The sequence below is a fragment of the Pseudomonas sp. F2 genome, assembly GCF_057174385.1.
This window is the reverse complement of record NZ_CM169904.1, coordinates 2,351,357-2,373,679: the sequence shown is the minus strand read 5'-3', so window position 1 is coordinate 2,373,679 and position 22,323 is coordinate 2,351,357. Positions and strand designations below refer to the sequence as shown.

Genomic DNA, 22,323 nt, shown 5'->3' with positions numbered 1-22,323 from the left:
GACCAGACAATGAGGGAATGGTAGACCAGCAAGGTAGGAAGTGGTTTCCATACTGCCATAAAAAGGCCCCCACACCGGGGTCGGGTGTGGGGGCCGATTGAACATAGGCTGGAATTACGATCAGTGGCCTGTTCACCGTCGGCAGGAACTGTTTCGCCTCCGATAGATGGCCCGTTTTTGGGATTGACGCTCAGTATTTCGCGTATTAAAAATAAATCCTGCGTGGCACTCACAGCAATTCAAACAATAAGGAGGCCGTAACATGATGCGTAGAGGTTCGAGGTATTGGCTCTGGGCGGATTGTGAGTTGCACTGTCGGTCACACGATGAAGTGTTGAGTGACGGGAGCATTATTGATGTTCAGGCCCGAGTTTCGAGAAAGGGCAGAACGCAGTTATTCATCGGTGTATATAACGGGGACGGATTCCCCTTGTTTGAAGAAGCTCATGACGAGTTACCTAACGACACGATGACAACGGCTCTCGCGTGGGGCGTTGATCGTGCGCGTGCAAAGGCAGCAGGCAATCGGGTGCAAGCGACTTCAGTCAGCGAAAATTCGCTGGCACCTTCTGGTCAACAGCGAACATCTGCTGCTTGATCCCCCAACTGCCCCCGGCCTTTTACCGAATCAACCACGGTGTAAGGCCGGTTTACTTTCTTTATCCCCGAAGGCGCATGATCAAATCGGTTAGTGCTTGTGCGTTTTTATCCAAGGTTTCCATCGCCATGCCAGCATTAACGGCGACACACTCTGCTCCGTTCTCCGATAGCCACTTGACGACCTCATCTATAGCGACACCGATCGCGTGCTGATTGTGCAAAAGCAATGTCATCGCATCTGCTGTAGCAATGTTGAGATCTGAATTGTCTGGCATGTGATCCATCCTGGATTAAGGGGTGTCGCAAAGCCTAGCTCATTCCGCCGATGAGACCGGCAAGACGGTACATTCCTGAGGCCCACTTTCGCACCAGAACAATGCACCAGTCCCATCTCAGTCCCATATGGCCTTGTTTCAGACGCCAAAAACCACAAACCACCAATTTTCTCTAGGAAATTCAGGAGATTGCGTTTACTGAATGTGGCGGTGAAGGAGAGATTCGAACTCTCATTTTGTATGAGGCCATTACGAACTGAGCCGAACGACGCGAAGCTCGCTGACCATCTCGACATCCTCATACCCGTGTTATTGACAGTATCAGCATTGTCCAGATTGGAGCCTAAAATGCTTGCTTAAAAATTGCTACGGAGAAGAGCGGACAAAGCAAAATCTCCAAGTGAAGGAATATTGCTGGTACGCAACTGGTACAAGCTTTTTTTTGATGCGCCTTTGGGCTTTATTTAAAGGGGCGGGCGAAACAATGCGTCCGATCCATCATCGGGGCGACGGAGAAGCGGCGGGAGAGTGGGGCGGGTGTGGCGGAGATAGGGGACATTGGCGGTTCTGGATTGGGTGGGGCTGGGAGGTGGGGGAGTTTATCAGGAATGGGGGGAGGACGGGTTTGGAGGCTGGTGGAGGTCTATTTCCGAAAGGTCGACCCGGTGACGATGAATGCTTGGTATTAAAAGTTCGTCTCCTCCTTGTTCCTGTGAGCGAGCAGATTGAGTTGCTCTTTCGCGATCTCGATTGGTTGTACGTTGAAGTGAATACCCCGTACTTCTACAGCCTCGCCGCCGGTGACGAGGCGATGGATAGCCCCTCCCAGTTATTTGGCATCTTTCTGACTTTACCGGCACCAAATGAGCAACGGTGAAGTGTTCGCCGGCATCTGGGCCGACAGTTTTTTTGGCGCCCGGGCGCGGCTGCAAATCCCCGCGGAGCTGCTCGACGGCTACCAGGGCAACCAAAGTGCGATGGTCGCGGCCCTTCCCGGGTTACGACCAGGTGCAACGATCAACAACGGCGAGCGCATCACCAGCGTGACGCTCGCCAATGACCAGATGGCCATCCGATGGAAGACGCAATCCGCCGCGCTGTAGAGCGCCAATTTCCGAACTCACCGGCGGCTACCACTTGCCGCGCTTCGCCTTGGTTACCGCAGTGGCCGACGCGCCGGCGGATGCCGGAATCTGCGACGACTTCCGCCCGCGCTACGCCGTAGACATTGTGGTACTCGGCGCCGACGACGAGCCAGACCCGGCCATACCGCCGCTCACTGGCGTTCCGTTGCCGCTGCCCACCGGTGGCGAAGAAATGGGCATCTATGCCTTTCCCGAGAAAGGAACGCGCGTAGTGGTGTGTTTCGCCTACGGCCTGCCGAACAAGCCCTACATTCAATCAATCTTGCCGCACGGGCTGAGCATGCCGAAGGTGCCCAAGGGCGACCAGGTATGGCGGCACAGCGGCGCCGCCCAACAGCGCGTCTATGCCGACGGGAACTGGCTTCGCCAGACTGATGGCAAGATCCGAGATCACGCGATCGAGCGCGAAGTTGAAGCCCTGAACAACCGCGAACAGTTCCAGAACCACACGCAGACAATTGACGACCACTCGACCGAGTCGGTGGGTGGCGTTAAGACGATCGAGGCGCTGGGCGCGCTCAAGCTGTTGTCGGGCGGATCCGCGAGCCTGGCGGCGTTGGATGATCTGCATCAGGCTACCGGTCGGGATCTGAATCTGGTGGTGGGTCAAAAACACAACGCCACGGTGGGTGGCGATATGCAGGAACGGATTGAAGGGGCGCGTCAGAGTTTGGCAGGTAGACATCAAAAACTTCTGGCGCCCAAAACGTGGATTGGATCAGAAAGTGTCAATGTTTTGCAGGTAATAACCGATCTTATTGATTTAGTGCAACAATTGAGTAATCAACTAGCCGCACGCACTCATGTTCCGGGGCTTGCGCCCAGCACCGCAAGCGCACTTAAGTTTACTAATGACGCAAATATGGCAGCCCAACTATCTGAAAAACTAAAAAACATAACACTATAGAACCTACTCATCCTCATCCAGAAATTTAAATGCGCTACAGTAGTATGTCACCTCAGTAAGTTTTTCTACCTCTGCAACCTCACTTTTGGGGTATTTCATGCGGATGTGAGTATAAAAAAATAAACCCACAGTAATGCTGAATGCAAGAGCAATTATCACTAAAAGAAATCCCTAAAAGAAACTAAATTCGCATAAATTATAGACCAGGAAAACCCTAGCTCAGGTTTTCCAATAGCAGGAATAAAACTCAGAGGATAAATTATCCCTAAAAAGAAAATTATGAGAACCAGTATTAATGCAAACGCAATCTGCCGAGGAGACTCAGGATTATTTCTAATAGAAGCTAAAAATTCAATTGATAGTCGAGAGTGGTGTTTTGCCTCACGATAACTCTTATCAAAATTATCTTTGAACTCAGTCAGTGCACCAGGCCTCAAGTTACCGATATCACCGCAAGTGCTGTAGAAGAGGCGCCCTCCCTGAAATCCGTTAACTCCCATTTGGGAAAGGTACGCATTGGCTTTGGCCATGGTCGCCATATTTAAACTTGCAAAATAATTACCAAACGGTGTGATTGTTCTAGCCGCTTCCGCTTCCGCTTTCTCGACAGCCTCTCGCTTCTCACGATTTGCTGCATTCTCTTCGAATATCGACTTGGCAATAAAACGCAACTCAAATTCAATTTCCGTGCGCTCAGTTAACTCCGAAAAATCATTATCAAAAATAAAATCATCCAAAACCTGGTCCGTGATCTTATCTATTGACTCACAGCCAGAAAAATGATCATCGAGATAATCATGAAATTTACTGTACTCAGGCCTATTATAATGATCGTTATACCAACTGATTTTGTGGCTTTTCGCAGTGTCTTTAATTTTTTTCGCTTGAATTAGCAGGTCATTCAGTTTGGCTCTTTTTTCATAAAATACGGTCTGATTAGAAAATATTTTCGTGATAATGAAAGCGCCGAAAATACCTACAATTGCAGCTGCGGACTGAGAGAGAGTGCTAAAAAACGAATTCCAATCGGCGTTCATATCTTATCCCTGAAGTAGGCATCTTTTCGTTTATCACATCTGATCCAATGGTTGCCAGTCACGCGCTAAGCGTCGGTTTTTCACGAATGATTACCCCTGCCTACACCACCAAGACTGAGCGTATGCGCAACCATCGACGTACTCAATACCACTCAACACAAAGCCCGTGACGGCCATTCCTGCCAGCGTTGCGTCTAGAAGCGGTGGCAAGGGATCCGGATCAAGCGGCATTCCCATCTCGACGCGTGCGACGTTGGCAGCTCTGCCTAGCTCATGACAGTTAGTAGAGTTGACCATGACGTTGCCCCGGATCGCCGGATAGCGGCGCCGCTCTTTGGGATCTAGCGCGACACCGCGTAAACGCATGGGTGTAACCAGTACGTGCATGATTCCTCCTACGCGTCAACGCCAAGATCGAGCTGCGACTCAACGGCATAGGCAAGCGCAGCGTCTGCCATCTCCAACAACTCGCTAAGGTGATCAGAATCAATGACGTGACTCTGGTGCAGCGCATGGGCTTGCCTAGGCAATGTTTTGTGGTGGGCACCAGGCATTGCTAGCAACGCGGCCTCATCCGGCAGCATGACATGCCACTGCGCCATCGCGGATGGCTCCGGGTTAATAGTTCGCGCAGATTGTCTATTCATCGACCATGCTTACCCTCTCAGAATGCTGTATATAAAAACAGTATAACGATAGGGGAATCCCTCAACACCGATCAGGCGACTGACGGCAATCGGCGGTCGCTAGGCTGCCCAGGGAAATTCAGCTGCCACAAGAAAAAATGGCTGAAAAAGCACTTATCCCCCTCCCGCCGACGGAGCCTGCTTCTTTTTTTTTGCAAATTCGTAGGTAGTACAGGCATCCCTGCGGCGTAGGCGGCCCGGGAGTCTTAGCGAATAATCGGCCATTTCACGGAATGCAACGTTTTGCAGGGGTGTGACGCCCGCTTACACGATGTACGGTGGCCCCTCGAGAACGGGATATTTACCGAAGTCCCTGCTTTCATTGAGCCAAAAGATTGAAATAACCATTTCGGTGGCCACCCAGCAAGGATTGTGGCGTGAGTGAAGGTTTCACAGCTTAACAAAATCGATAAGCTTTCTACATTTTTGTCAGCCAAGGCGTCAGGCAGTTTTAGAACTGACGCCCTGAACTGGTGAGAGAGCTTTAGTAAACTATTTTTATCTCAGGGTCTTTGCTTATAAATACATGATTCTCGATTATTTTTCGCCTTGAAGTGCTTGATAAGCGTCGGAACGATTCGTACTGCAATTGGAATATATCTAGCTCTGCTTGCTCTAGCTTGGTTAGTCTTCCAGAAAGCTTAACTAGCGAAGAGCCAACATAGGAAAGGGAGAGACCTAAAAGGCCATCATCTTCTAGACTTTCTTGTAGTTCAAAGAAATAACCGTGCTTCGTAAAAATCGTGTACCACGGCAAAGGTGGATTATCTATCGCGCTATCTATATCAGATTGAGATAAATAAAATCGATCGCCGATTTTGTTGCCCATCACCGCAAACATCTCTCTTGCTTCACCTTCAAGATCCATCGTATTCAGCGCTTCCGTTGCGCCTGCACCTTCAACATTTTGATAGATTCCTTTGACAATCTCTTCAATTTTTTCTGACGCGGCAGTCAGTGCGGCGAGCGTCTGATTCGTCGTAGAGAACTGCTTCGCCAGTGAGCGGGTTTGTAAATAGTCGAAAAACATACCTGCCCATTGTTTTCTAAGATGCTCGAATATTTCTTTGTTCAGGTTGAATCCAAAAAAGCCGTTGTTGTTAGGGGCTTGTCTTACTTGATCGATAAAGTTGAAAATATCAATCGCGTGTTCTTGTTTGTCTATTGATGGAAATTTAATTTCTTTGGCGAAAGACTGATCTTTATTTCGCTGCCAAACATTATGATCATTAAGTACGTCTTGTTTTATGAAGGTGAAAATCGGAATTCCCTGCTCTCGAGCTGCGATGTATTCCGCATTTGTTATAGATTTAGTTTTGTCTGCTATGTATTTTCCGCCGAAACGCCCGCCGATTATAAGAATAAATATTTGGCAGTTGCTAGTCTCTCTTATACATGCAGTGTGAGTGTGCAAGTCGGGATGGTAAAAAACATCTCCTCTTTCACTTAATGCTGTGTCGAAGCCAAAACTTTTGCAAAAAGAAATCATACCATCACGTTCATCAGCAAGATCGTAGCATGTTGAACTGACAAAAACTCTAGGTGTAGCCATTACTTGTCTTCCTGTACTTATAAATGGGCGGTAAAGAATGGTTCAGCAGATTGAGAGGCTTGGCGTGGCTGACTCAACGTTATTGCCATCCTTGCAGAGCGAACGATTGGACTTCCTTTAACTGGTCATTCGACAAATTTAACGGACTCCTCTGAGACGAGCCAAGGTTTGTTTGACATACCCTGCGATTTCGCCAGATGTGTGAAGCGATCCCGCACATTACCTCCGACATCTACCGCATTTTGCTGATCTACCCACGGCGCCAGCCCCACCACCGCAGATCTCATCCAATCAGTCCTTTTCCTGCGCTATCAAGCGTGCCATGCCTTGCTTAATAAAACCGGCATTCTCGCCAATTCGCCCAAGAGCCGAGCGGATATTCTCGCCAGTATCGGTGAAGCCTTCTCCTTCGGCCAGCAATGTCAGTTCCATGATCGCGGCTTCTAAGGCTATCTGATTTTCGTAAATTTTTTCGAGGACTGTGGCGAGGGAATATTCACTGCCCATGGCAACGACTCCATTCGTAAAACTAGAGGCATAGCAGCGCAGTCGGAATGGCCAATTTAAGGTCGAGGGCGGGGAAAGGGTAATTTTGGTAAGGCGATGCGGGAAAGGGGCTGTAGCCCTTGTAAATCGAGGCTTTGGTGTATTACCTCAATGGGTAATATTTGGTAAGACTGGAGGTAATATTCTTTCAAGGTTATGATTTTAAAGGGTTTTCCATGGGGGTGGAATTACTAGCGTCCATGGTAATTGTCTAACCTTTTTCTTACCATATTATTACTTTCATATAATTCACTTAAGTCACTGATTTTATTGGTTTATCTCTCTAATTAAAAAGAAAATTCCCTAAATTACCTTTTCCCCATGGGTCAACCTGAAAAGCCAGTATTGTTGATGGAAGGAGGCCAGTCCGGGCGCTTCCACACAGATCGCATACTGTCACCGGAAGTGTCACCAGCTTCGCCTGTCTCTAACCGACACCGCTGGAAGCATTGAAAATAGTTGATCGGATGAAGGCAATAGAATCCTCATCACCAGCTCGAGAGGCTTTCAATGAGGACTGATTCTGCGGCAACGATAGTGCCGGTGATTGGAGCGGAAAGCGGATGCTTAAATTTGCTAGAGCGGATTAGGAGGGAGGAGCCAGACATGGCAGCGAATATTGCTGGTACAGAGGTGGTACGCGATATGCAGAGTGGGTTTATGGGCCTTTATTTATAGGGTAGTCAGCGAAAGTAGATCCTATCCATCATCGGGGCGACGGCGAAGCGGCGGGAGAGTGGGGCGGGTGTGGCGGAGATAAGGGACATTGGCGGTTCTGGATTGGGTGGGGCTGGAAGGTGGGGGAGTTTATTAGGAATGGGGGGCGGACGGGTTTGGAGGCTGGTGGAGGTCTGTCTTCTTTGCTCAGTAATAGTGGATGCTTGGTAGTAAATAAATCTGACCTACGCAGTTGTCTGTTATGTGGGCCATTTCTTACTCCTTTAACTCGTTGCAGGGAAATGGGTGTACTGACTTTGTTTTTTTTTTGTGTGTGTGTGTGGGGGGGGGATTTATTTTTGATAGTGTTTTTGGATTTCCTTCCAGATGTAGCCATATCTGAATTTTAGCCAGCGTATTACTAGCCTGTCCCGCTGTCGGCGGAAGTTGCTTTTCTCTCTTGCCTTCAGCATTTCATTTATGTCAGCTTTCAAGTTTTCTAAATTGAATGCTGACCATATCATTGGAATCACCGTCTCAAGGTTCGTATGACAGACAGGCGCTACCTCATGATAAAGAATTCGCCTGATTTCATCAGGGTCATAGTCTTCGGTTTGGCGCGCAATAGCTTCGTAATCAACTTCTGTATCAACAAAATCGTCAGATAGCGCCCAATAGACGTAAGCGAGTTCCTCATCCATCATTGAACGTTCCATGCCAAGAGAAACATCGGGTAAAAAATTGGCGAGTTTATTTAGATAAAGCCGCCAATTTTTAGAGGCACAGCTCAGCACTATTTTGCCTGCTTCTCTTTCATTTTCTCGATGGCATTAGGTAGATTTTGAATAAATTTAACACCTAGATAAAAGGACCCTTTGCCGACCAGCTTTGCCGCCGAAGCAGCCCGGTCCATACCCGTACCATGGGAAAAATCATCCTTAACTTCACTCCACGCTTCGCCCATCATTTTATCCAGCGACTCGTTGAAAGAAGGTCCGCTTTTTTCCTGAATCTCGTCGTCCATGCTTTTTCCTCAGGTAAGCAAGCTCACAGCGATAATATGAGCTTGCTATGCAGGTAATCTGTTGGTTTTAGGTTTCTACTGCAGAAATGATTTTTGCCTGACCGCGCTCTCGTTCCTTGATTTTTTCCTTTGCCTGACTCGCACTGCTCGCTCGTACACTGGTAGTAATTACCGAAGAGTTCGTACCGCGAGTAAACGTTATGCGGAAATTCTTGTCGCTCATCCTTGCTTCTCCCAGTGATGTCAATATGCCTTGCAGGCGAATATTTATCAGTTGGGCTTTAAAAGCACAACTCTGTACGACAGATTGATCTGTCCGACGCCACTTGGCGTAAGACAGGACTACATCCACTCATGCGGTAGCGGCTACCCGGTTTAACAGGCCTTCTGAGCAAGCAGCCTTAGCAACATATGCTTGAAACGCTTTCATTCCCCAGGCTGAATTAGTCTGATGATCGCTGCAGCCAGTTTGCCGCTGTGATTTAAATGCAGTACTCCTCAAGCTCCTTCCAAACGATTACTTCCACATTTGTTTAAATGAGGCCCGCTGTCGCAGTCCCGCTCCTACACCACCTTGCACCATCCCCTACACCTAAGACAGAATCCCCCGGCTTGTGCGTCTAGCCCGCAGGTTCTATCGTCCCTACGTCACTGAAAACAGTGTCCGGGTTTGGTAGCCCGTTTCGTTTCTAGACTCATGGCGTCACCGTGTGCAGTCCTTTCCAGGACTCCGATTTCATGGTGGTCATGCGTGGGGCTCATTCGTGGGCGCCGGGTTCTAGTGCGACCGGTCTACCAACCCGCGTATGGCCGCCACCTATCGTTTGGTAGCGAGGGTGATGGCTCCTTTTAGTATTCGCACTAGAGGCTCCATCCATGTTCAAACCAACACCCAACCCACCAGAAACCAACCCCGCATCCCCCTACGAATCCCTCGATTCCCGCAAACTCCACGAAGCCGCCGAGCGCGCCCTTGATCACTACCTCACCCCAACCAGCCAGATCATGGCCAGCGGTGATCAATCCAGACCGATGTTCCTCGCCAACCCGGCCTACGACACCGAATCCCTGCTCGCCAATGCCAGCGAGTCCTTGGGTTCCGCCACCACCATGCTCAACGATTTCGCCGCGTTGCTGGATGTCTCGCACCGCAAGACGCTGTTGGGTATTGCGCAGGTGGTGATGTTGGGGGAGTTGGCGGTGAATCAGGCGCTGGATAACGTCGAGCTCAAAGCGTAGATCGCTGCCCTCCGTGGCAAGCGGCGGGGTCGCGGAGGGCGCTCAGTCGATGCGCAAACCAACCGCCGAAATGGCAGGTTTCAGCCTGATTTCGCAGCAATAGCGATGTGCCACAAAAAATGATGGCAATGCGTCATCATGCGCTCAAAAAAGTTCAACGATTATACAAAAATATAAAGTTGTACAACTTTTCCCAAAATTTATAGCATCTGCTCCAACACCTCTGCTGAAACGATAAATCCAGCGCAAACCCTGGATTTGTCCGCTGGTGCGTGCGCCGTGGGTACGGTTTTTCGCGTCAGTCTGTTGCAGCCGGGACAGTTGGAGCTGTCCGCCATTTGCTCAGGATGACGCCCCCCGAATATGAGCGGCAATTGCGGTTGCCTGAGATAAATTTTTTGTGCCTGACGTTGAATCGCGTCAGGGCGTTAGAGGCTGAACATGGCAGAAGCATCGAGTTTTCTGGGCAACATCAAGGTTTCTCGAAAGTTGGGGGCCGGGTTTGGCGTTCTGTTGCTGGCGGTGGGAGCGGTGGCCTTCATTGGCTACAGCAGCAGCAATGTGCTGGTGGATCGCCTGGACACCACGCGTCTGATCGGCACGCTCAACGATGCGACGCAGGACATGCGTCTGTCGGAGAAGCAATACGAAGCGGCGGCGGATGTCACTTATGCCGAGGCTTATCAGTCGCAGTTGAATGTGTTGCAAGGGCTGATCGCCAAGGCCTTGCAGACTCTGACGCGGGCGGAAAACCAGCAGGCCTTGAAGCGTTTGCAGGACACCACGCTGGCTTACGATCAGCAGGTTAAGCGCCTGGTCGAGGCGGACAAGGCCACCAGCGATGCGCTGAAACCGTTGGGGGCGATGTCGGACAAGTACGCCGAGACCTTCAACAGGCTGTTCGAGAGCGCCACGGCCAGTGCGTTGGCGTCAGCCGACAGTGCGCGGGTGGCGGACTTGCGCACGGTGGCGGATCTGCGCAATGGCATGACGATGTTTCGTCTGATGCTGCGGCGTTATATCGCCGTGCCGAGCGAGGCCAACAAGCAGGTGCTGCTGGACACCACCGATACGTTTCTGACGGACATGAGCAAGGCGCGCAGCGGGTTGCCGGCGGCCCTGTCGAGTCAGCTTGAAGAGGCGCAGGCCGGGATCCGGCGTTATCGCGAGGTGCTGATGGAGGTCGCCGCGCTGTTCGAGCAGAAGCAGAGCCTGCGCCAGCAGGTGGATCAACAGAGCCAGGCGATGGACAGCATCATGACCGGGCTGATGGACACCCAGCAGCGTCTGGCGCGGGACGATCAACATCGTGCCTTTATCCAGATTGCCGTGCTGACCGTGCTGGCGCTGGTGGTCGGTTTGTTGGCTGCGGTGTTGATCTCGCGGCAGATCACCGGGCCGCTGGCGCTGACGGTGGAACTGGCGCGGCGGATTGCCAAGGGCGATCTGACGGTGCAAGCCAAATCCAGCCGTAAGGATGAGTTGGGCGATCTGCAAAACGCGATGCAGGACATGGCGCAAAGTCTGAACACGCTGGTGCAGGGGATCGGTAACGGCGTGACCCATATTTCGACGTCGGCCGAGAAGCTTTCGGCGATGAGCGAGCAGACCAGCGCCGGTGTGCGCCAGCAGAAAGTCGAGGTGGATCAGGTCGCCACGGCGATGCACGAAATGGCCTCGACGGTGCAGGAAGTCGCACGCAACACCACCGACGCATCGGCCGCCGCGACCCTGGCCGATCAGCAGGCACGTCACGGCAGCGCGGTGGTCAAGCAGGCGACTGTGCAGATCAGCGAACTGTCGGTGGCAATCGAGGACCTGGGCGCGGCGATGAACGTGCTGTCCCAGGACAGTGAGCAGATCGGCAAGGTCATCGATGTGATCAAGGCTGTCGCCGAGCAGACCAACCTGTTGGCGCTGAACGCGGCGATTGAAGCGGCGCGGGCGGGGGAGCAAGGCCGTGGTTTTGCCGTGGTTGCCGATGAAGTGCGTTCGCTGGCGCAGCGCACCCAGGATTCGACCAAGGAAATCGAAGCGCTGATTGTCACCTTGCAGCAGGGCACGCAAGCGGCCTCTACACTGATGACATCCAGCCGCGAACGCACGCTGGACACCGTGGTGCTGGCGCAGAAGGCCGAGCAGGCGATTACCGAGATCAACCAGTCGATCGGTACGATCCAGCAAATGAGCCTGCAGATTTCCGCCGCCGCCGAGCAGCAAAGTGCGGTGGCCGATGAGATCAATCGCAGCATCGTCAGCGTGCGCGATGTGGCTGATCAGTCGGCCGTCGCCAGCGAAGAAAGTGCTGCCGCGACCCTTGAGCTGGCGTCGCTGGGGCAGGACTTGCAACGCATGACGGCGCATTTCCGCACCTGATGGCATTTCGCAATGAACTTGGCCGGAATTGACCGGTCAGCCTGTATAAGCGGGGGCCGCCACGCGGCGCCACCCGGTCCGTGCAGTGATTTTTTTCTGGGCCATGGATGGTTGCAACCCGCTCTCAGGGGGCGTCATGACCAATACACCCATTTTCCCCCAGCCCAGCGGGGGGTGCCAAGGCTGCCGGCAAAAAGGCGAGGCCGACATGGCGTTCTCCTTCGCGTTCCAGCCGATTGTCGATGTGCGTGATCAATCAACCTTCGCCCACGAGGCGTTGGTCCGGGGCGTGCAGGGCGAAGGGGCGCTGTCGGTGCTGCAGCAGGTCGATGACCAGAACCGCTATCGCTTCGATCAACTGTGCCGCGTGCGGGCAATCTCCACCGCCGCGCAGCTGGGCCTCACCGGTTTTCTCTCGATCAACTTCCTGCCCAACGCGGTTTATCGCCCGGACCTGTGCATCCGCAGCACGCTGGAGGCGGCGCGTGCGCATGCGTTTCCGCTCGAGCGGCTGATCTTCGAAGCGGTCGAGGGTGAGCACGTTGAAAGCAACAAGCACTTGATGAACATCCTGCGTGAGTACCGCGAGTTTGGTTTCAAGACCGCCATTGATGACTTCGGTGCGGGGTATTCCGGGTTGAATCTGCTGGCGGACTTTCAACCGGATCTGATCAAACTGGACATGGCGCTGATACGCGGTATTCACCGCGACCGCGTACGTCAGGCAATTGTGCGGGGCGTGGTGGGCATGTGTACCGAACTGGGGATCGAGGTGATTGCCGAGGGCATCGAGCACCCGGAGGAGCGGGATTTCCTCGCTGACTGCGGGATTTATCTGATGCAGGGATTCTGGTTCGCCAAACCGGCGTTCGAGGCGATGGCACAGATTCCTGCCGGGGCGTGGCGGGCGGTGTGATGCGAAGCTGAACCCGTGCTGTCGATCAGCCAGGTTTCATCTTGCCGGGTGCGGTGAACGCCTAGGATGCTTGCACAAGATCATCCCAAGGGGAGCCATACCATGCGCGCCGCTGTCGTCAAAGTGCTGTTGATCGCTGCAACTGTCTCGGTATTGAGTGCCTGTTCGGGCGCCGGTGGCTTGACCACCACCAGTTGTTTTTCTGCGGATTGTCAGTCGCCCGAAGGGCGCAGTCATGCCACGACCCTGAAGTTTGGCGGCAACAGCATTGGCAGCAGCTTGAATCAGTACAGCTCCGGGATGTTGCATGATGATTGATCAAAATCGAGGCTGAACCTGTGGCAAGGGAGCTTGCTCCCGCTGCGGCGCGAAGCGGCGCCTCAAAAGAAGGCCTGCTGCGCAGTCCAGCGGGAGCAAGCTCCCTCGCCACAACTGTTTGTGCCTGGACGATTACTGCGGCACTGCCAGCCACTCACCAATGACCTTCTGATAACTGCCAGTGACTTTGCTCAGATGCAGCCACTGATCGACGTACAGCTTCCAGCTGATGTCATCACGCGGCAGCAGATAAGCTTTCTCGCCGTACTGCATGTATTGGTGCGGATTCACTGCGCACAACCCCGGTTTGAGTTTCTGCTGATACAGCGCTTCCGAGGCGTCGGTGATCATCACGTCGGCCTGGTTGTCGAGCAGTTGCTGGAAGATCGTCACGTTGTCGTGCAGGGCCAGTCGGGCCTTGGGCAGGAAAGCGTGGACGAAGGCTTCGTTGGTACCGCCGGCCGGTTCCACCAGACGTACGTCTGGCTGGTTGATCTGCTCGATGGTCTGATATTTGGCTTGGTCGGCGCAGCGCACCAGCGGGATCTTGCCGTCGCTGTCGAGGGTGTTGCTGAAGAAGGCTTTTTTCTGCCGTTCCAGCGTCACCGAAATGCCGCCCATGCCGATGTCGCACTTGCCGGCCTGCATGTCCGGCATCAGGGTTTTCCAGGTGGTCTGCACCCACTCGACCTTGACCCCGAGGCTGTCGGCCAGCGAGCGCGCCATGGCGATGTCGATGCCTTCAAATTCGCCGTCGGCGCGCTTGAAGGTGTAGGGCTTGTAGTCGCCAGTGGTGCAGACACGCAGTTGGCCTTGTTGCTGGATGCTGTCGAGGTGCGAAGTGGCTTCCTGGGCTTGCACACCTGCGGCCAGGGTCAGCGCGCCGCAAAGGATCATCGTGCTTTTTAGAATGGTCATGAACATCGGGCTTCTGCAGAGGACGGTGAGCCAGTGTAGTGAAAGGCCTTCGCGGGTGTCATCCCGCGTCCGGACTCAACGTGCCGAGCCACGCCACCAGCGCCACGATCAGCAGGGCCATGCCCAGTTCCAGCAGCACACTGCGTCTGAGTGCGTTCGCCGCGATGACGTGCTGTCCATCGCGTAGTGATCGCGCCAGCGCCGGCCCAAGGTGGAAGCGGTTCAGCGCGGCCAATACCAGCATCCCGGCAAACAGCACGACCTTGATCGCCAGCAATACGCCGTAAGTGCCGAGCAGCACGTCATCCAGCCTCGGGCCGACGATGAACAGGTAATTCACCACGCCGCTCACTGAGAGCGTCAGCACAATCGTCGCGCCGACCCATTCGAAGCGTTTCACCGCCTCAGCCAGCAGGCGAATCCGCGCTTCATCCACGCGACCCCGTGCCAGCAGCACCAGCGCCAGCATCCCCCCCAACCACGCACCCGCCGCCAACAGATGCAGGATGTCGCTGAGGAAATGCCAGACCCGCAGCGAGCCCTCGTCCATGGCCCCGTGCCCACTCCACGCAAGGGAGCTGAGGACAACCGCGCCGGCAGTCGACTCGAGCCACTTCCCCGGCTGAATCAGCACCACGATCAGCGCAATCATGCGCAGCGCCCACGCCAGCCCGACGTCCGTTTCCAGCAGCATCATCTGCAGATGCGGCCAGAGCGCGGCGAGTTCGGTTTCGCCACTCATGGTGCTTGTCATCAGCACCAGTCCAGCCACTGACAGCAGTGCCCCGATCAACGCCAGTCCACGCAGCATCGGGCCAGAGCGCAGGTCGGCGTTGGCGCTGTACAGCGTAAACAACCCCACCCCGAACAACAGCAGCAAATCCACATACAACCCCAGGCGCAGAATGATGTTGATCAGTTCAGCCATCGCTCACTTCACTTTGAACGTGACGTTGCCGGTGATCGGGTGCGTGTCGGACGACACCGCGCGCCACTCGACCTGGTAGGTGCCGGCAGGCAACGGCGCGAGCGGGGTGACGAGCATGGATTTCGGGTCGCTGCCAGCGCTGACTCTGGCCTTCATCGGCATCGGTGAATGGGCCATGCCGGGCATCTCGGTCATCACCAGTTTGGCGCCGGAGAACCGGGTCAACAGGTTTTCGGAAAAGTGCAGCTCGATCTTGTCCGGCGCTGCGCCGTCAGCACCTTCGGCCGGGGTTGATGACAGCAGTTTCGGGTGGGCCTGGGCGAGGGTGCTCAGGAGCAATCCGCTGGCGAGTACAAGGGTGATATTCAACGTGCGCATGCAAGACCTCTGGGGTGTTTTTCAGTGGGAATTCAAAACCACAGCCGCACACCGAGCACGAGGCGTGCTTCGCTGCGATCCTCGCCTTCTTCGCGGGCGTAATCGGCGGTGTTGCCGTAGGTGCGGTTCCACGTCACGCCGAGGTACGGCGCAAATTCGCGGCGGATTTCGTAGCGCAGGCGCAGGCCGGCTTCAGTGTTCGACAGGCCGGAACCAAGGCCTCGTTGCGGGTCGTTTTTGCCATAGACGTTGAGTTCGGCGGTGGGCTGCAGGATCAGCCGGTTGGTCAGCAGAATGTCGTAGTCGCCTTCCAGCCGCAGTGCGCTTTGTCCGCCCTCACCAAGAAACGCCGTGGCCTCGGCTTCGAAGTTGTACAGCGCCATGCCCTGCAGACCGAACGCGGCCCAGGTTTGTGCGGCGCCGGGTTTGAAGTCCTGACGTACGCCGCTGACCACGTCCCACCACGGCGAAATCGCATGGCCCCACAATGCCTGGAGCTCGGCGTCCTCGGTCTTGCCGTTGCTGCGTTCGCCTTCGGAACGCAGCCACAGGCGATCGATGTCGCCGCCGATCCAGCCGGACAGATCCCAGGCCAAAGCGCTGCCGTCATCGGCGTTTTGCCATTCAAGTTTGTCGGCGAGGAAGTAGCTGTTGATCGCGCTGTCATGCACCTGATGGCCGCCGGGGCTGGCGAACACGGCGGCGCGGTCGGCGTCGGTCAGCGCCGGGATCGGCGTGCGGCTTTCAGTGGGGGCGGCAGGCTGCATCATGCCGTCGTCCATGCTTTGCATCGAGTGATCCATGCCGGGCATCTGGCTGTGATCCATGCCTTGCATGTCGTTGGCGGCCATGACGGAGGTGCCGATGAACAACACGGAGAACGCTGCAAATCGAGTCATCATCAGCCCCTTCATTCTTCCACCCGCACTTCGCGGAACATGCCGGTTTCCATGTGATAAAGCAGATGGCAGTGATAGGCCCAACGACCCAGTGCATCGGCCGTGACCCGGTAACTGCGACGGGTACCGGGGGGCATGTCGATGGTGTGTTTGCGCACCTGGAAGTTGCCGTTTTCGTCTTCCAGATCGCTCCACATACCGTGCAGGTGGATGGGGTGGGTCATCATCGTGTCGTTGACCAGCACTAGGCGGATGCGCTCACCGTACTTCAGGCGCAGCGGCTCGGCGTCGGAGAACTTGATGCCGTTGAATGACCAGGCGAACTTCTCCATGTGCCCGGTCAGGTGCAGCTCGATCGTGCGCCCGGGATCGCGGCCGTCCGGGTCGTCGAAGGTGCTGCGAAGATCGGCGTAAGTCAGCACGCGACGACCGTTGTTGCGCAGCCCGAGGCCGGGATCGTCGAGTTTCGGTGTGGGGGTCATGGCTTGCATGTCCACCAGCGGGTTGTCTTTTTCGCTGGCGGGGTGCGATTGCATCGGGCCCATCGCCGAGTGGTCCATGCCCGCCATGTCGCTCATGTCCATCGAGCCGTGGTCCATGCCACCCATGCCCATGTCGTCCATGGTCACCAATGGGCGCGAATCCAGCGCTGGCAGCGGGGCCGTCAGACCGGCGCGGGACGCGAGGGTGGCGCGGGCGTAACCGCTGCGGTCCATGGCCTGGGCGAACAGGGTATAAGCGTCGGCGGCGGGTTCGACGATCACGTCGTAGGTTTCCGCCACCGCGATACGCAGTTCATCGACGCTGACCGGTTTGACGTGCAAACCGTCCGCTGCCACCACGGTCATTTTCAGCCCGGGTATGCGCACGTCGAAGTAGGTCATGGCCGAGCCGTTGATCAGGCGCAGGCGCAGTTTTTCGCCGGGGCGAAACAGGCCGGTCCAATTCGAGTCAGGAGCGTGGCCGTTGATCAGGAAGGTGTAGGTGGCGCCACTGACGTCGGCGATGTCGGTGGGGTTCATCTTCATTTGCGCCCACATCGTGCGATCGGCGACGGTGGCGCTCCAGCCTTTGTCGCTGACGTCGTCGATGAAATCGCCAACCGTGCGCTTGTGGTAGTTGTAGTAATCGGACTGCTTTTTCAGGGTCTTCATCAGGCTGGCCGGGTCTTCGTCGGTCCAGTCGCTGAGCATCACCACGTAGTCACGGTCGTAGTGGAACGGCTCCGGTTCTTTCGCATCGATCACCAACGGCCCGTAGACCCCGACCTGTTCCTGCAAGCCGGAGTGGCTGTGATACCAGTAAGTGCCGTGCTGCCGCACCTTGAACTGGTAAACATACACGCCACCCGGTTCGATGCCGTGAAAACTCAGACCCGGCACGCCGTCCATGTTGGCCGGCAGCAGGATGCCGTGCCAGTGAATCGAAGTGCTGTCCTTGAGCCGATTACGCACCCGCAGCGTCACCGTGTCGCCTTCGCGCCAGCGCAACAGCGGACCGGGCAGGCTGCCATTGATGGTCAGCGCAGTGCGCGGGCTGCCGGTGAAGTTGACCGGGGTTTCGCCGATGAACAGCTCGAACTCGCTGCCGCTCAGCTCATTGATCTGCCCTGGCCCGCTCAGCGCCCAGACCGGCGCGCGCCACAGACCGAGGCCGCCGAGCAGGCCGCCGGCGGCGAGGCCTTTGACGAAGGTGCGTCTTGAAGTGTTGGAAGGCATGCGCTGGAAGTCCCCGTTTGAAACATGACGGGGAGGCTAACCAGCGCTGGCTTTCAGTTGGCTGAGGGCGGGATTACAGTTTTGACAGTTTACCCGCCCGCGTTACAGGCCGAGCCCTTCCTGCACCACCTGCAACAGATTGTTCTCGGTCAGCGCAATCGCATCCAGCTCCTGTCCGGTTTCCACCGTTTGCAACCACCAATGGCTTTCATGATGTTCATCGACGGTGCGCAGCAGGGAGGTGTTGCGATCCGGCAGGGTGATCTGCACGCGGCCGGCGCCGTCCTCGGTAAACCGGGCGATGGGATCAAAGGTCAGGGTTTGCTGGTTGGCTTCGATCACCAGTTGGTCGATCGCGTAATCGTGGCTTTCGCCATCAGGTGAGCTTTCGCAAACGTGGGTCGGGTTGCGGCGGATTTTCAGGCCGACTTCGGTGACGGGCTGCAGCCAGGCCTCGATGCGGTGGTACAGGTCATAGACCTGCGCCGGCCAGCAATCGATCTCCAGCGCGGCATCCGCGTGGGTGTGCCGGGTTTGCTTGAGTTTGGCGGCGAGTTCGTCTGCTTTACTCATTTCGGATCCCTTGGTTTGATGTCTGCCTGTTAATCGTAGACCTTTCAACGGCGTACGGTCTTGCCTTGCGTCATGCGCTTGCAACACAAGCATGGCGAAATCAGCGCTGGCCAAGTCTGGTCAGCATCAAAAACCACGGACGCAGGCGTCCCAAGGAGCGGGTACATGAAAAAGCTGTTTACAATTCTGGCGCTGATCGCGCTGACGGCCGGTAACATCGGCCTGAGTTCGGCGCGTCAGTCGCACGCCAGCAAGGTGCAAACGGAAGCGGTGGCGGGGCAGTTCGATTACTACCTGCTGACGCTGTCCTGGTCCCCGACCTTTTGCCTCACTCACAAAGATGACGTGCAATGTTCCGGCAAGGGTTACGGCTTCGTGCTGCACGGTTTGTGGCCGCAATACGCCAATGGCGGCTGGCCCGAATCCTGCCCACCCTTGACCACGCTGTCGGCGGCGGAGACGACCAAAGGTCTGACGCTGTTTCCGACCAAAAAACTGCTTGATCACGAATGGTCCAAGCACGGCACTTGCAGCGGTCTGGGCGCGATGGGCTATCTGGATGAGGCGGACAAAGCGGTGGGCGCGGTGAAGATCCCGCAAGAGCTGCAGCCGTTCAGTTCCTCGTATTATTTCGAAGCCCAGGAAATCGCCGACCTGTTCCGCAAGGCCAACCCGGGCATCCCGGCCAATGGCATCGCGGTGATCTGCAGCGGCCCGGAACTCTCGGAAGTGCGGGTGTGCATGGGCAAGGATCTGCAGTTCGGTGCCTGCGGCAAGGGCGTGAAGACCCAGTGCCGGGCGGGGGATATTCGGGTGCCGCCGTCGCGTTGATGTGAGTGGTTTGCACGAATGAAAAAGGCGCCTCGATCGGGCGCCTTTTTTTGCCTGGAGGTTTGAAGCAACCTGGAAATTCACGCATGCTTGCGCCCCCAAAAGGATGACCCGCAACACGGCAAGGAGCTGTTCATGAGCGGAAAACCCGCCGCCCGCGTCACCGATCCGACCGCCTGCCCACTCCCGGGACATGGCACCAATCCGATTGCCAGTGGCTCGCCGAATGTGAATTTCGACGGATTGGTGAAAAGTGGCTTATCTCCTTTGGCCCTTCATTAAACGTCAATGTAGACACAAATTATGCAAATGCTTTGGGGTTGTTTACTGCCCGTATCGCCGGGGCAAGCCGGCAGGCGATATGCTTTTTGACTCAATCATGAAGGAGTTTCCATGATGTACAGGCTACTCCTTTGCGTTTTACTCGCTATTTGCTCTGGTTGTGCGAAGAACCACGTAAAGCCTCCCGCAAACCTGAGCTTCGAGTCTGTGGAAAGAGAAAAGTCGCTGCTATACGTCATCCGGTATCAGTCGGACGTTGATGTGTTGGATCTTTTTGATCGCGGAGAGCGAGTTGGGGTGATTTCGGGCATGCTTCATTGCGCATTGGCGGATGATCATGATTTCTCAGTAGGCAAAGCCATACAGTTTTCCGCCACCGGTTTGATACGCTCGGAAAAAAATGAAAACAACAAGGCCAAGTTTTCCTATCTCACTCGCGCATTCTTGATTGAAACTTCAAGCAACCGGAGTTCTGAAAGAAATCTCTCGGTGGCAGAGCTGAATCAACTCCTCGCCAACAAACAACAAATCCCCTGCAAAGTCGTCGTCACCGCGTACGGCTATAAACCCTACTACTCAAACACCATGAACCTGCCGGTCGCGGATCTACTGCGGGAAATCAACAAACCCCGATAGCTGCCACTGGTGCCCTGCGCGAATGCCCTGCGCAGATACGCGAGGGCGATCACCTGCAAAACGACCTCTGAAAATAAATCGCGGCGCGGCGTTCATCCAAATCCCTCGCGCGCCGATACAGCGAGGCGGGCGTGTGTTGGCGCGGCGGGTTTGCCGTGCGCATCCCGGTGGGCTACGCTCACAAAAAGTAAGGGTTTCGGGCTGCGGCCCCTGTCGTACCTGCCCAGGACACGTTTTTGCCAATCCCCATTCACGAACCGCATCATACTCCCGGCACGCTAAAACGCCTGCCGTTGCGCAAGGCGGCAGCGCTGTTCATCGTTGCGGTGTGCCTGTGCCTGTCCGGCTTGCTTTATTTGCAGCTGGAGCAGACGCGGCGTCAGGATCTGGCGAACGCGCAGGTTGCCTCTACCAACTTGACCCGAGCCATGGCGCAGCAGGCCGAAGACACGTTTCTGGCTGCCGATCTGGTGCTCACCAGTCTCGCCGACTGGGTCGAGGACGATGGTTATGGCGCCGCGCAGCGACCACGCCTGCAAAAAACCTTTGCCCGCCGGGTGCAGCAACTGGAACAGTTGCATGGCATGTTCCTGTTCGACCGCGAGGGGCAGTGGGTGATTACCTCGTTCCCGGACCTGCCTCGTGGCAACGGCGTGGCCGACCGCGAGTACTTCAGGTTTCACCAACAGAATGTTTCTACCGTGGCGCACATCGGCCCGGCGATCCGCAGTCGGGAAAATGGTGAGTGGATCATTCCGATCTCGAAGCGCATCAATGACCGCGCCGGCAACTTTCAGGGCGTGCTGATGGCCGGGATCAAGATGGCGTACTTCGACCGCTTCTTCAAAAGCTTCAGTATTGATGACGACGGCATCATGTTTCTCGGCCTCAAGGACGGCACCTTGCTGGCCCGGCGACCGTTCGACGAAAGCCTGATCGGCTCGTCGCTGGCGCGGGGCAAGATCTATCAGAAACTGCTGCCTGAAGCACCGGCCGGTACGGCGATGATCAGATCAGTGGTCGACGGCGTGGTGCGATTGTACGGCTATCGGCAGTTGGCGGCTTACCCGCTGGTGGTCGCGTCCGCCTCTTCGCGCGACACGATTCTCAAGGGCTGGTCCGAGCGGGCCTTTCAGTCCAGCGTGATTGTGGCGCTGGTGATTCTCGGCGTCGGCCTGTTCGGCTGGGTGTTCATTCATCAGGTGCGTGACGGTGAGCGTATCGAGAAAAACCTGCGCAAGGCACAGCGCGCACTGGAGCAGATTGCGACTCATGACAGCCTGACCGGGCTGGCGAACCGGCGGCTGTTCGAGCAATCGCTGGACATCGAATTCGCTCGCGGTGCACGGCAGTCGAATCCGGTCGGCCTGATCATGCTCGATATCGATTTCTTCAAACGCTACAACGATGCCTACGGCCATGTGGCGGGGGATCATTGCCTGACCCAGGTGGCCCAGGTGCTGAAGAACAGTTGCCAGCGCAAGGCTGACCTGGCAGTACGGTACGGTGGCGAAGAGTTCGCGGTGCTGCTGCCGGACACTGACATCAACGGCACGCTGGCGATTGCCGGGCAGATCCGCCGCAGCGTGATGGACAAGCGCATCACCCACAGCGGTTCGCCGACCGGCTACCTCACGGTGAGCCTGGGTTGTTATGCGTTTGTGCCCAGCGGCAACGACAGCGTGGAAGAATTTATCCAGCGTGCCGACGCGGCGTTGTATCAGGCGAAAAACGCCGGGCGCAATCGCGCGGCGGTGTTGTCGCTGGAATCGGAGGTTGCCGAGTTGATGCGTTCGGATCGCTAAAGGCCCGCCCCTGATCTGTGGCGAGGAGCCAGGTTCCCGCGCCACAGATTGTTGGCTTTATGCCGGATCACCAGCGG

Annotated in this window: 23 protein-coding genes and 4 pseudogenes; 12 read left to right on the top strand and 15 right to left on the bottom strand. The window is 55.7% G+C overall.

Annotated elements, in window-relative coordinates; all coding sequences use genetic code 11:
* Positions 1–262 precede the first annotated feature (262 nt).
* Positions 263–598 carry a hypothetical protein gene (locus AC193Q_RS10450; protein ID WP_483879494.1) on the top strand — a complete coding sequence of 112 codons (336 nt, stop codon included), beginning with the start codon at positions 263–265 and terminating at the stop codon, positions 596–598.
* Positions 599–659: 61 nt separating this feature from the next.
* On the opposite strand, the gene AC193Q_RS10445 is transcribed toward AC193Q_RS10450, so the two are convergent.
* Both AC193Q_RS10445 and AC193Q_RS10440 read right to left on the bottom strand, forming a co-directional pair.
* Positions 660–875: a hypothetical protein gene (locus AC193Q_RS10445; RefSeq protein ID WP_483879493.1), complete on the bottom strand. Its 216-nt coding sequence runs from the start codon at positions 873–875 to the stop codon at positions 660–662.
* A gap of 481 nt (positions 876–1,356) precedes the next feature.
* Positions 1,357–1,434: pseudogene (locus tag AC193Q_RS10440) on the bottom strand (hypothetical protein); the annotation flags it as partial.
* 304 nt (positions 1,435–1,738) lie between these two features.
* On the opposite strand from AC193Q_RS10440, the gene AC193Q_RS10435 reads away from it, so the two are divergent.
* Positions 1,739–1,978 (top strand): hypothetical protein, encoded by a 240-nt coding sequence (locus AC193Q_RS10435; protein WP_483879492.1) that lies wholly within the window; start codon positions 1,739–1,741, stop codon positions 1,976–1,978.
* Positions 1,951–2,927: pseudogene (locus AC193Q_RS10430) on the top strand (hypothetical protein). The gene AC193Q_RS10435 and the pseudogene AC193Q_RS10430 overlap by 28 nt, the downstream one beginning before the upstream one ends.
* 158 nt (positions 2,928–3,085) lie before the next feature.
* Here AC193Q_RS10430 and AC193Q_RS10425 read toward each other — a convergent pair.
* The 7 genes from AC193Q_RS10425 to AC193Q_RS10395 form a co-directional block, all read right to left on the bottom strand.
* A complete protein-coding gene (locus AC193Q_RS10425) occupies positions 3,086–3,964 on the bottom strand; it encodes a hypothetical protein (RefSeq protein ID WP_483879491.1) in 879 nt (292 codons plus the stop codon).
* Between the two features lie 90 nt (positions 3,965–4,054).
* Positions 4,055–4,351 carry a hypothetical protein gene (locus AC193Q_RS10420; RefSeq protein ID WP_483879490.1) on the bottom strand — a complete coding sequence of 99 codons (297 nt, stop codon included), beginning with the start codon at positions 4,349–4,351 and terminating at the stop codon, positions 4,055–4,057.
* An 8-nt stretch (positions 4,352–4,359) separates the two neighbouring features.
* Positions 4,360–4,566, bottom strand: coding sequence for a hypothetical protein (locus AC193Q_RS10415; protein WP_483879489.1), 207 nt, complete (start codon positions 4,564–4,566; stop codon positions 4,360–4,362).
* Between the two features lie 568 nt (positions 4,567–5,134).
* Complete coding sequence (locus tag AC193Q_RS10410) at positions 5,135–6,202, bottom strand: DUF4062 domain-containing protein (RefSeq protein WP_483879488.1); 1,068 nt, start codon at positions 6,200–6,202, stop codon at positions 5,135–5,137.
* Positions 6,203–6,493: 291 nt separating this feature from the next.
* Positions 6,494–6,709 carry a hypothetical protein gene (locus AC193Q_RS10405; RefSeq protein WP_483879487.1) on the bottom strand — a complete coding sequence of 72 codons (216 nt, stop codon included), beginning with the start codon at positions 6,707–6,709 and terminating at the stop codon, positions 6,494–6,496.
* Between the two features lie 1,049 nt (positions 6,710–7,758).
* Positions 7,759–8,109: a DUF7079 family protein gene (locus tag AC193Q_RS10400; protein WP_121186303.1), complete on the bottom strand. Its 351-nt coding sequence runs from the start codon at positions 8,107–8,109 to the stop codon at positions 7,759–7,761.
* Positions 8,110–8,198: 89 nt separating this feature from the next.
* Positions 8,199–8,429, bottom strand: coding sequence for a hypothetical protein (locus AC193Q_RS10395; protein ID WP_121186301.1), 231 nt, complete (start codon positions 8,427–8,429; stop codon positions 8,199–8,201).
* Positions 8,430–9,305: 876 nt separating this feature from the next.
* Between AC193Q_RS10395 and AC193Q_RS10390 the strand changes: the two genes are divergently transcribed.
* The 5 genes and pseudogenes from AC193Q_RS10390 to AC193Q_RS10370 all read left to right on the top strand — a co-directional run bounded on the left by AC193Q_RS10390 (position 9,306) and on the right by AC193Q_RS10370 (position 13,278).
* The gene (locus AC193Q_RS10390; RefSeq protein WP_121186299.1) at positions 9,306–9,668 is read left to right on the top strand and encodes a DUF6124 family protein; all 363 of its coding nucleotides are present in this window, start codon (positions 9,306–9,308) and stop codon (positions 9,666–9,668) included.
* 441 nt (positions 9,669–10,109) lie between these two features.
* Positions 10,110–11,138, top strand: a pseudogene (locus AC193Q_RS10385) (methyl-accepting chemotaxis protein); the annotation flags it as partial.
* Between the two features lie 33 nt (positions 11,139–11,171).
* The gene (locus tag AC193Q_RS10380; RefSeq protein ID WP_373557813.1) at positions 11,172–12,044 is read left to right on the top strand and encodes a methyl-accepting chemotaxis protein; all 873 of its coding nucleotides are present in this window, start codon (positions 11,172–11,174) and stop codon (positions 12,042–12,044) included.
* Between the two features lie 136 nt (positions 12,045–12,180).
* On the top strand, positions 12,181–12,960 hold the full coding sequence (rimA, locus tag AC193Q_RS10375; protein ID WP_047293171.1) for a S6 modification regulatory phosphodiesterase RimA: 780 nt from the start codon (positions 12,181–12,183) through the stop codon (positions 12,958–12,960).
* 102 nt (positions 12,961–13,062) lie between these two features.
* Positions 13,063–13,278, top strand: coding sequence for a hypothetical protein (locus tag AC193Q_RS10370; protein ID WP_047293172.1), 216 nt, complete (start codon positions 13,063–13,065; stop codon positions 13,276–13,278).
* Positions 13,279–13,410: 132 nt separating this feature from the next.
* Here the strand turns inward: AC193Q_RS10370 and AC193Q_RS10365 are convergent, their stop codons facing one another.
* From AC193Q_RS10365 to AC193Q_RS10340, 6 genes are all read right to left on the bottom strand, one after another.
* Complete coding sequence (locus AC193Q_RS10365; protein WP_483879486.1) at positions 13,411–14,196, bottom strand: transporter substrate-binding domain-containing protein; 786 nt, start codon at positions 14,194–14,196, stop codon at positions 13,411–13,413.
* Positions 14,197–14,254: 58 nt separating this feature from the next.
* A complete protein-coding gene (gene copD / locus AC193Q_RS10360; RefSeq protein WP_483879485.1) occupies positions 14,255–15,124 on the bottom strand; it encodes a copper homeostasis membrane protein CopD in 870 nt (289 codons plus the stop codon).
* A 3-nt stretch (positions 15,125–15,127) separates the two neighbouring features.
* Positions 15,128–15,502 carry a copper homeostasis periplasmic binding protein CopC gene (copC, locus tag AC193Q_RS10355; protein WP_476286779.1) on the bottom strand — a complete coding sequence of 125 codons (375 nt, stop codon included), beginning with the start codon at positions 15,500–15,502 and terminating at the stop codon, positions 15,128–15,130.
* 32 nt (positions 15,503–15,534) lie between these two features.
* Entirely contained in the window at positions 15,535–16,401 is an 867-nt protein-coding gene (locus tag AC193Q_RS10350; protein ID WP_483879484.1) for a copper resistance protein B, read from the bottom strand.
* Positions 16,402–16,412: 11 nt separating this feature from the next.
* The gene (locus AC193Q_RS10345; RefSeq protein WP_483879483.1) at positions 16,413–18,119 is read right to left on the bottom strand and encodes a copper resistance system multicopper oxidase; all 1,707 of its coding nucleotides are present in this window, start codon (positions 18,117–18,119) and stop codon (positions 16,413–16,415) included.
* Positions 18,120–18,221: 102 nt separating this feature from the next.
* Complete coding sequence (locus tag AC193Q_RS10340; RefSeq protein WP_047293177.1) at positions 18,222–18,692, bottom strand: hypothetical protein; 471 nt, start codon at positions 18,690–18,692, stop codon at positions 18,222–18,224.
* Between the two features lie 165 nt (positions 18,693–18,857).
* On the opposite strand from AC193Q_RS10340, the gene AC193Q_RS10335 reads away from it, so the two are divergent.
* The 4 genes and pseudogenes from AC193Q_RS10335 to AC193Q_RS10320 all read left to right on the top strand — a co-directional run bounded on the left by AC193Q_RS10335 (position 18,858) and on the right by AC193Q_RS10320 (position 22,246).
* Positions 18,858–19,523 carry a ribonuclease T2 gene (locus AC193Q_RS10335; protein ID WP_483879482.1) on the top strand — a complete coding sequence of 222 codons (666 nt, stop codon included), beginning with the start codon at positions 18,858–18,860 and terminating at the stop codon, positions 19,521–19,523.
* A 135-nt stretch (positions 19,524–19,658) separates the two neighbouring features.
* Positions 19,659–19,769: pseudogene (locus AC193Q_RS10330) on the top strand (PAAR domain-containing protein); the annotation flags it as partial.
* Positions 19,770–19,916: 147 nt separating this feature from the next.
* Positions 19,917–20,441 (top strand): hypothetical protein, encoded by a 525-nt coding sequence (locus AC193Q_RS10325; RefSeq protein WP_483879481.1) that lies wholly within the window; start codon positions 19,917–19,919, stop codon positions 20,439–20,441.
* Between the two features lie 236 nt (positions 20,442–20,677).
* Positions 20,678–22,246, top strand: a complete 1,569-nt coding sequence (locus AC193Q_RS10320; protein ID WP_483879480.1) for a sensor domain-containing diguanylate cyclase — start codon at positions 20,678–20,680, stop codon at positions 22,244–22,246.
* The last annotated feature ends 77 nt before the right edge of the window (positions 22,247–22,323 follow it).

Coding starts and splice junctions, on each gene's coding strand:
- AC193Q_RS10450 (WP_483879494.1), top strand. CDS start 263: ATGATGCGTAGAGGTTCGAGGTATTGGCTCTGGGCGGATTGTGAGTTG.
- AC193Q_RS10445 (WP_483879493.1), bottom strand. CDS start 875: ATGCCAGACAATTCAGATCTCAACATTGCTACAGCAGATGCGATGACA.
- AC193Q_RS10435 (WP_483879492.1), top strand. CDS start 1,739: ATGAGCAACGGTGAAGTGTTCGCCGGCATCTGGGCCGACAGTTTTTTT.
- AC193Q_RS10425 (WP_483879491.1), bottom strand. CDS start 3,964: ATGAACGCCGATTGGAATTCGTTTTTTAGCACTCTCTCTCAGTCCGCA.
- AC193Q_RS10420 (WP_483879490.1), bottom strand. CDS start 4,351: ATGCACGTACTGGTTACACCCATGCGTTTACGCGGTGTCGCGCTAGAT.
- AC193Q_RS10415 (WP_483879489.1), bottom strand. CDS start 4,566: ATGGCGCAGTGGCATGTCATGCTGCCGGATGAGGCCGCGTTGCTAGCA.
- AC193Q_RS10410 (WP_483879488.1), bottom strand. CDS start 6,202: ATGGCTACACCTAGAGTTTTTGTCAGTTCAACATGCTACGATCTTGCT.
- AC193Q_RS10405 (WP_483879487.1), bottom strand. CDS start 6,709: ATGGGCAGTGAATATTCCCTCGCCACAGTCCTCGAAAAAATTTACGAA.
- AC193Q_RS10400 (WP_121186303.1), bottom strand. CDS start 8,109: ATGATGGATGAGGAACTCGCTTACGTCTATTGGGCGCTATCTGACGAT.
- AC193Q_RS10395 (WP_121186301.1), bottom strand. CDS start 8,429: ATGGACGACGAGATTCAGGAAAAAAGCGGACCTTCTTTCAACGAGTCG.
- AC193Q_RS10390 (WP_121186299.1), top strand. CDS start 9,306: ATGTTCAAACCAACACCCAACCCACCAGAAACCAACCCCGCATCCCCC.
- AC193Q_RS10380 (WP_373557813.1), top strand. CDS start 11,172: ATGCAGGACATGGCGCAAAGTCTGAACACGCTGGTGCAGGGGATCGGT.
- rimA (WP_047293171.1), top strand. CDS start 12,181: ATGACCAATACACCCATTTTCCCCCAGCCCAGCGGGGGGTGCCAAGGC.
- AC193Q_RS10370 (WP_047293172.1), top strand. CDS start 13,063: ATGCGCGCCGCTGTCGTCAAAGTGCTGTTGATCGCTGCAACTGTCTCG.
- AC193Q_RS10365 (WP_483879486.1), bottom strand. CDS start 14,196: ATGACCATTCTAAAAAGCACGATGATCCTTTGCGGCGCGCTGACCCTG.
- copD (WP_483879485.1), bottom strand. CDS start 15,124: ATGGCTGAACTGATCAACATCATTCTGCGCCTGGGGTTGTATGTGGAT.
- copC (WP_476286779.1), bottom strand. CDS start 15,502: ATGCGCACGTTGAATATCACCCTTGTACTCGCCAGCGGATTGCTCCTG.
- AC193Q_RS10350 (WP_483879484.1), bottom strand. CDS start 16,401: ATGACTCGATTTGCAGCGTTCTCCGTGTTGTTCATCGGCACCTCCGTC.
- AC193Q_RS10345 (WP_483879483.1), bottom strand. CDS start 18,119: ATGCCTTCCAACACTTCAAGACGCACCTTCGTCAAAGGCCTCGCCGCC.
- AC193Q_RS10340 (WP_047293177.1), bottom strand. CDS start 18,692: ATGAGTAAAGCAGACGAACTCGCCGCCAAACTCAAGCAAACCCGGCAC.
- AC193Q_RS10335 (WP_483879482.1), top strand. CDS start 18,858: ATGAAAAAGCTGTTTACAATTCTGGCGCTGATCGCGCTGACGGCCGGT.
- AC193Q_RS10325 (WP_483879481.1), top strand. CDS start 19,917: ATGATGTACAGGCTACTCCTTTGCGTTTTACTCGCTATTTGCTCTGGT.